Origin of the sequence: Streptomyces sp. NPDC059668 (assembly GCF_042734135.1) — a bacterium.
Classification (GTDB): Bacteria; Actinomycetota; Actinomycetes; order Streptomycetales; family Streptomycetaceae; genus Streptomyces.
Map to the genome: position 1 here is coordinate 22,303 of NZ_JBHWEL010000059.1, position 6,999 is coordinate 29,301.

Genomic DNA, 6,999 nt, shown 5'->3' on the forward strand with positions numbered 1-6,999 from the left:
GTCATGGCCAAGACGGAGAAAGACCAGCCCGCAGAGGGGAATTCGGGTGTGGATCTGCTTCGCGGAGAGCTGACCAAGTTCCTCTCCGCGCAGGTGGAGCACCTCGCCGAGAAGGCGGGTGAGAAGCTGACGGATGTCACCGGCAAACTGTCCGAATCAGCCGAGACCGGCTCGCTTCCCGCCATCGGATCCCGCATCCTGCAAGGTGATTCACCGCTCAAGGCGTTCGTCTCGGAAAAGGCCAAGGGTGTCAAGGACAGCGTTGTGGGAAAGGTGAAGGACGCCTTCGGTGGGGGAAAGGGGAAACGCAAGTCCAGCGGCGGCAAGGTCATGAACATCATCGAAGTTCTCGATGTGGGAGTGCCACTGCGGGACGCCTACGATTACTGGACTCAGTACGATCAATTCAGCAGCTTTGCCAAGGGCGTTCGCGACGTCTCGAAGAGCGACGAGGTCGGGAGCGACTGGAAGGTCAAGGTCGGCCCTTCCTCTCGCAGCTTCAAGGCGACCGTCCAGGAACAGATCCCCGACGACCGTATCGTCTGGACTTCCGAGGGAGCCAAGGGCACCACTCGCGGAGCGGTCAGCTTTCACGAACTGGGGCCAACGCTGACCCGCATCGTCCTGGTCGTCGAGTACTACCCCTCGGGGTTCTTCGAGAAAACCGGCAACTTGTGGCGGGCCCAAGGACGCCGCATGCGGCTGGACTTCAAGAACTTCCAGCGATACGTCACGCTCACCAACGAGGAGCCCGAGGGGTGGCGGGGCGAAATCCGCGACGGTGAAGTCGTCGTGTCGCACGAGGACGCCATCGAAGAAGAGGAAGCCGAGCAGGAGGAGACCGAGGACGGCGAACTCGAGGGTGACGACGAGGAAGGCGCCGACTCCGAGTACGAGGACGAAGACGAAGGCGAAGGCGCTTACGAGGACGAACCCGAGGCCGAGGAGGAAGAGGGCCCAGAGGACGAGGAAGCCGAGGACGGGTACGAGGACGAGGACCAAGAGGAGGACGCCGAAGAGGAGGACACCGGAGAGGACGAGAAGGCGTCCAGGAAGCCACGGCAGAGGCGACGCCGTGACTGACGTCGAATTCCGGCAGAGTTCCTATCCCGTCCCCGGCCCCCAGACCACCAACCTCGCCGACATCCTGGAACGAGTGCTCGACAAAGGGATCGTGATTGCCGGGGACATCAAGGTCGACCTCCTCGACATCGAGCTGCTCACCATCAGGATCCGACTCTTCGTGGCCTCTGTGGATACGGCGAAGAAGGCCGGGATCGACTGGTGGGAGAACGATCCGGCGCTCAGCTCACACGCTTCGCAGAGCGCTTTGAAGGACGAGAACCGTGCCTTGCGAAAGCGTGTGGAGCAGCTTGAGTCCCAGACCCCGGATAAATCGTCGGAGAAGTGAACCCGCAGAGACGGTCCTGCCTCAGCCCGCGAGAACCAAGGAGAACAGACGAAAATGACGGAGCGCGGGTCTGAGCGTTCGGACGCCAACGCCACCTACGTGTTCGCTGTCTGCTGGAATCCGGAGCCGGCGGTCTTCCACGGGCTGTCAGGAGTCGCCGATGAGGCACCTGTACGCATACTGCCACTGGAGAAACTCACGGCGATCGTCCAGACCGTCAAAGCCGACGACTTCACCGACGAAGCCTGGCAGGAGCGCCTGTCCGACCGGCGGGAGTTGGAACGCTACGCCCGGGCCCACCACGATGTCGTCACCGCGGCCGCTGCATCCTGTCCGACCGTACCTGTGCCGATGGCCACGGTGTATCACGGTGAGCAGCGGGCGAGCGATGCGCTCGGCAGAGAGTCAGACCGGTTCCGCGCCGCGCTCGAGCGTATCGCGCATCACGCCGAGTGGGGCGTCAAGGTGTACGCGCCACCGTCCCCCGTGGACGACTCGTTCCGCTCAGCTCCCCCGAGCGGGGGACTTCGTCCGGCACCAGGAGCCGGCCTCGCCTACCTCGCCCGCAAGCGGAGCGCGCAGGAGCGTCGCGAACGGAGCCGGCACGAAGTGCAGCAAGCGGCAGAGAACGTGGATTCCGAGGTCAGGCTCCTCGCCGCGGCGTCTCGGAGGCTGCGTCCTCACGAGCCCCAACTCTCCGGGGAACGGCGTAGCCAAATCCTCAACGCAACGTACCTGATCGCTGAGCACCGCACCGAAGAGCTCGCTGAGCTGACACGGTCGCTGAGTAGACGGACCGGGTTGCACATCGATCTGTCAGGACCCTGGGTGCCCTACTCATTCGTCGGCGAGGTGTAGACCGTGACGCACGACGTGGTGCCCTGGGACGACGCCGGACCACTGAGCGGCCCCATCGGTGTACCTCTCGTCGACCTGTTGGACCGCGTGCTGGCAACCGGAGTCGTCATCAGCGGCGATCTGGTCATCGCCATCGCCGACGTCCCACTGGTGCGACTGTCGCTGCACGCCCTGCTGTCGTCCGTCAACGAACGCGTTCCGGCGCCCTGGAGCGACGGAGGGCCACTGTGACCGGGTCCCGGCTCGACCTAGATTCCGACGAGATGGGACGGGACCTTGTCTGCCTGGTACTCACAGTGGTGGAGCTTCTCAGGCAGTTGATGGAGCGACAGGCGATCCGACGTGTTGAACAGGGCGACCTCAGCGAGACACAGGTCGACGAGATCGGGACCACTCTGATGATGCTCGATCAACGGATGACGGAACTGTGTGAGCAGCACGGACTGCGACCGGAAGATCTCAACCTGGACCTCGGGCCGCTAGGGACGCTTCTGCCGCGAAGCTAAGGGCTGTCCCGTAATCCCCGGCGGGCGCACGACGACAGCTACGGCACCTCGCCGCGTTGTCGGATCGCCCGAATACACCCAGTATGAGGACGACCCTCCGCCTTGCGATGCACCGCATCTGACGCCGCGCGCTGATCCACCGGGGATTACGGGACAGCCCTTAGCGCCGAACAGGGAGGGCGCCTCGCACCGGCGCCTCTCCGATCCGTCCGGGATTCACCAATAGTGCCGCCGGCCGCCCACGGCGTGCCCGACACCACCCAGAATCCATAGCACCACTCCGATGATGACCAGGACGATTCCGATGGTCCAGAGAATGCCGATGCCTGTCAGTAGCCCCACGATGAGCAGGATAACTCCGAGGATGATCATTTTTTCCTCCGGAAGGCTAGGCCCCCTGAACGCCGAGTCCCCGAGAATTCCGCCTGCAACCGCCGAGGGCATGCCGGCCCCGCGTGCTTCGCCGCCCTACGCGGGTTCAGTGGCTCATCTGACGTGTACGCCCTTCCGAGGACGATCACCGCGCGCGGCAGTCGCACCAGGGAAGCTGCGAACGGACCAGGACGCGCGAACACGACGAAATAAGCCGCGGGCGTAGTTCCCCCATCGTTATCTGCATGATCAATACGGACGATCATGCAGACCCTCGACATGAATGAGAGGTGGAGTGAGGCGTCGCTCCGGCGGCCGCCTACGAAGCCGCAGGCCGAGGCGGACTCTCGCGCCTGCTCCTGCCCGTCCTCGGTCAGCCCTTGGCAGACCGTTTTGCGCCTTCCTTCGCACCGCGCATCATGCCCCGAGCTTCCAGAGCTGCGCCTTTCGCCGCGAGGGTTTCCTTGTGGGCCGCGTGGGCGACCTTCCGCACCGTCTTTCCGAGGGCCTGTTCGGCCTTGGCCTTGGCTCGTTCTCCGGTACTCATCCGGGTACCTCCGTCAGAGTCTCACTGATGGTGTGCCGTTGTGACAGCAGGCGACGCCATATGCCTGTGGAACCCCTAAGCCTAGACCAGGACGGGGATGTCCTGCTTGGTCGATCCCTCGCATGACATGGCACAGAAGCCTCGGAGTTCGTGGCAGTCGCGAGACGAGAATGGAGGCGGGCCGGTACCTCAGAGGGTCGGCTCAGAACCAGTGTCGGGACCGCGGGATTCGATGTACTCCTTGAAGTTCTTGAGGTCACCGGAGACGCGCCGCTTGACGAGGCCGAGCTTGTCGCCGAGCTTCTCAGCGAAGCCTTGGGGGTTGTAATCCAGTCGAAGTGTGACCCTGGTCTTCACCTCATCGAGATGGTCGAAGGTGACGACTGCAGACCACGTCGGCTCGCCGACAACTGTCCAGGCGACTCGCTCGTCAGGGATCTGCTCGGTGATCTCGGCGTCGAATTCCCGCGTGACCCCCTCGACCTCCGTCTTCCAATGGATGACGAAGTCATTGATCTGGGTGACCCTCTCGACACCGTCCAAGAAGCGTGGGAACGACTCGAAATGCGTCCACTGGTTGTAAGCGACGCGGAGGGAGACGTCGACTTCGATGGATTTCTCGACCTGCGACACGTGGCGGCTCTTTCCTCTGTACGACCGCTCCGACGGGGCCATCGGTGCGGGTACGGAACCAACAATTTCCCCCGCAGCCCTGCCGCGTACGGCGGAGCAGTCCGTGACCATCAGAGGGATGTCCAGGATCGGGACATCGGTCCCGGGCAAAGACGCTGCCCTGAATGGCCTCAGGCTCATTATCAACCCCGGGCCCCAGAGTCCGGAAGGAGGCCACCTGCACCACCCTGGGACGTGTGCGGAAGCGAGCGAGCGGCCGCGTCATATGGCACTTTGGGTTCAGGCATGGTCCGTAGCACCCCTTCGCGGCGGACCATGCCTGCTGTGCTGGTCACGAAGTAATTTTGGAGTATTCACTCCCCGGCGTTCGTTTGTCCGGCCAGCTCCGCCTGCGCCAGTCGCTTGAGCGTGCTGTCGGTGTCGCACATGGCGGAGTGCACCATGAGCGATATGCCGCCGGGGTGCAGGAGGGCAGGAGCGCTCGCGCAGATCCTGTCGATGACGAGCCAACAGTCGAGGCTGGCATCCCAGGCAGCGGGAGGGCAGCCGTTTGCTCGACGCTGCGACCTAGGGGGATTAGCGAGGACGATGTCGTACCGTCGGCCGTTCGTACAGGTGGTGAAATCCCCGTGCAGCAGCCGAAGGGGCAGGCGCCGTGCAGAGCGTTGAGGCGGGCGGTCGTCACCGCCCGCCAGGACACGTCCACAGCCGTGACGCGCGCTCCTCTGCCCGCCGTACTGAGCGCTAGAGCGCCTGTGCCGGTGCCGATCTCCAGAATCTCAGCCGCCGCCGAGCGAACGCTTCCTACCGCCAGTGCGTGGGCGAGTAGCTCTGTGACGGCCTGGGGTTCTGGACGGCGTCTGCGGTCTTCGCCGCGACGGTACCTCGGCCCCGTCCTCCCGCAGCCGACGGACCGGCACCCACAGCTCGTCCTGTTCGACTGAGCATCCGGGTTCTCGACGCCATACGCCCAGGCCGCGTGGGTACGGTCGCCGAGGCGCTGGCCGAAATTCGGGTCCGCCCAGTCGGCACCGGAGGGCGCCGGCGGGGTGGCTAGCCGAACTTTCCAGTCCCTACCGACCCTGCGGCGTCCGGCTCCAAGCCCTGTCCGCTTCCTCGGCCAGCCCACTCAAAGGGAAGATATTGCTGTTCTGCCGGCCTCACTCGCGGCAGCCGCTCCGTCCAGCGCCCCCAACCCGGCCTTGCATGGCTGACGACCTCCCGCGGGGACCGGCTACTCGCAAGGATCTTCGTCCGTACGTCGTATCGCCCTCTTCACGGCATCTTCCACTTCATGCCGGTTCTTTCCGTACGTGGTCGCGTGCTCGGTTACCGCGGTCTCCACTGCATCAAACGCCCGCCGCCAGGCCCGCCATTGCTCTTCGTAGTCCGCACCGCGAAGGCCGGCGAGCTTGGCTCGTTCCTCCTCGGCGGCACGCTCCAGCGGAATGAGGCGTTCGATATCTCTCACGGCTACGAACCCTAAGCTGGCCCGACTGTTGGCCCCCGTCCGGCGCGCGGGAGCACATCCCGCGCCGCGGGGAATACGGTGCGTGCGCATCTCTATGGCGCGTGACGACGGCAGTGGCGGTGAGGAAGTTGCTGCGCTGTCTGGAGGCGGATGCGACGGGTTGCCCGACCTTCAGCGAGCGCCCGCCCGGCTGCGAAGCGATGACTGTCCGGCCACGAAGTGGTGTCCGCCGACAGGCTCGGGAGCGCCGTACGCGAGGTGGGAGAAGGGCTCCGACGAAAGTACTCCGTTCATGCACGGCGCAACCTCGCGTTATGCGTCTGGCCACCATGTCCGTGCGATGTCCTTACGGACTCCCGGATGCGAAGGGGCCTCAGGCTCTTCGCGGGTGCGGCGAGAAGTGGTCTTTGTCTGACGCTTCTGCAAGGTTGCTCGACGCATGGCTGCCTCCCAATGACCTTCGGGTTCCGCAAAATCCGCCGGATAACCAATTCTGGATATTTTGCCTCATTTGTGCAGTTACTCTCAGTGGTCGAGGCCCGTAGGACTTCATTGGACTGGGGAGTTGACCTCGCCGGGTGCCGCGTGCACTGAGTAGACAGACGGTTGCACCGTCGGTTGGGAAGTCGCGCCGCGGTGTCTCGGTCGACGCCCACCATGTCCAGGGCCCCATCCGTATCCGCCGCCCGCTGCAGCTACGGTGGTGCGCCTGAAAGCATGTGATGGCAGCAGCTGCCGAAGCGACTGCTTGACCTGACTTCCTCGACAATCACTGGGACGGCGGCCTGCTTGCAGCAGCCTGTGAAGCCCACACCACCGACCTCGACAGCGGCGCGGATGCTGGGCGCGACTACGGGGGCTCGTCTGCCTGGCGAGGGCGACGACGGAGCGCTGGATCGCCGAGGCCGGTGTGATCGGGCCGGGCCTGGCCGGTTGTGCACGGTTGACCCGATGCTCTGACCGCTTGCAGGTCTGCGCAATCAGCTGGTGTGGTCCGCGCGAAGGGTGCGCGACGCGGTTACGCAAAAGGGAGTGTGTGTCGCCCTGCGCAGCGGTAGGCGGACCATGCCGCTATTTCCCGTCGGCAGCCGCTGCAATGCATCGACCTGCCTAGTGTCTCTGCATGGGCTGGTGTGATTCGCAGCCCCATGGCCGGGGCGGTTCGCCAGGGTGTGGTCCTGGCGAACCGCCGCACGGGGCT

Annotated in this window: 9 protein-coding genes; 5 read left to right on the top strand and 4 right to left on the bottom strand. The window is 64.7% G+C overall.

From position 1 onward, the window contains the following. The first annotated feature begins 3 nt into the window (after positions 1 to 3). From ACFV2J_RS31660 to ACFV2J_RS31680, 5 genes are read left to right on the top strand one after another with little or no spacing between them, the layout of a single operon-like run. Positions 4 to 1,083 (top strand): SRPBCC family protein, encoded by a 1,080-nt coding sequence (locus ACFV2J_RS31660; protein ID WP_385083505.1) that lies wholly within the window; start codon positions 4 to 6, stop codon positions 1,081 to 1,083. Continuing rightward, entirely contained in the window at positions 1,076 to 1,411 is a 336-nt protein-coding gene (locus tag ACFV2J_RS31665; protein WP_385083506.1) for a gas vesicle protein, read from the top strand. Before ACFV2J_RS31660 ends, ACFV2J_RS31665 begins: the two co-directional genes overlap by 8 nt. A 54-nt stretch (positions 1,412 to 1,465) precedes the next feature. After that, positions 1,466 to 2,269 (top strand): GvpL/GvpF family gas vesicle protein, encoded by an 804-nt coding sequence (locus tag ACFV2J_RS31670; protein WP_385083507.1) that lies wholly within the window; start codon positions 1,466 to 1,468, stop codon positions 2,267 to 2,269. A gap of 3 nt (positions 2,270 to 2,272) precedes the next feature. Next, positions 2,273 to 2,500, top strand: coding sequence for a gas vesicle protein (locus ACFV2J_RS31675; RefSeq protein WP_385083508.1), 228 nt, complete (start codon positions 2,273 to 2,275; stop codon positions 2,498 to 2,500). Continuing rightward, positions 2,497 to 2,775, top strand: a complete 279-nt coding sequence (locus tag ACFV2J_RS31680; RefSeq protein WP_385083509.1) for a gas vesicle protein K — start codon at positions 2,497 to 2,499, stop codon at positions 2,773 to 2,775. The genes ACFV2J_RS31675 and ACFV2J_RS31680 overlap by 4 nt, the downstream gene beginning before the upstream one ends. Positions 2,776 to 2,991: 216 nt before the next feature. On the opposite strand, the gene ACFV2J_RS31685 is transcribed toward ACFV2J_RS31680, so the two are convergent. From ACFV2J_RS31685 to ACFV2J_RS31700, 4 genes are all read right to left on the bottom strand, one after another. Then, positions 2,992 to 3,147 carry a DUF6131 family protein gene (locus tag ACFV2J_RS31685; protein WP_228121098.1) on the bottom strand — a complete coding sequence of 52 codons (156 nt, stop codon included), beginning with the start codon at positions 3,145 to 3,147 and terminating at the stop codon, positions 2,992 to 2,994. Between the two features lie 373 nt (positions 3,148 to 3,520). Further along, positions 3,521 to 3,694 (bottom strand): hypothetical protein, encoded by a 174-nt coding sequence (locus tag ACFV2J_RS31690; protein ID WP_385083510.1) that lies wholly within the window; start codon positions 3,692 to 3,694, stop codon positions 3,521 to 3,523. Between the two features lie 189 nt (positions 3,695 to 3,883). Further along, a complete protein-coding gene (locus tag ACFV2J_RS31695; RefSeq protein WP_385083511.1) occupies positions 3,884 to 4,327 on the bottom strand; it encodes an SRPBCC family protein in 444 nt (147 codons plus the stop codon). Between the two features lie 1,234 nt (positions 4,328 to 5,561). Next, positions 5,562 to 5,798: a hypothetical protein gene (locus ACFV2J_RS31700; RefSeq protein ID WP_385083512.1), complete on the bottom strand. Its 237-nt coding sequence runs from the start codon at positions 5,796 to 5,798 to the stop codon at positions 5,562 to 5,564. Positions 5,799 to 6,999: the final 1,201 nt, after the last annotated feature.

Bases quoted from the DNA above. Each gene is read 5' to 3' on its own strand.
- ACFV2J_RS31660 (WP_385083505.1), top strand. From the start codon at position 4: ATGGCCAAGACGGAGAAAGACCAGCCCGCAGAGGGGAATTCGGGTGTG.
- ACFV2J_RS31670 (WP_385083507.1), top strand. From the start codon at position 1,466: ATGACGGAGCGCGGGTCTGAGCGTTCGGACGCCAACGCCACCTACGTG.
- ACFV2J_RS31685 (WP_228121098.1), bottom strand. From the start codon at position 3,147: ATGATCATCCTCGGAGTTATCCTGCTCATCGTGGGGCTACTGACAGGC.
- ACFV2J_RS31690 (WP_385083510.1), bottom strand. From the start codon at position 3,694: ATGAGTACCGGAGAACGAGCCAAGGCCAAGGCCGAACAGGCCCTCGGA.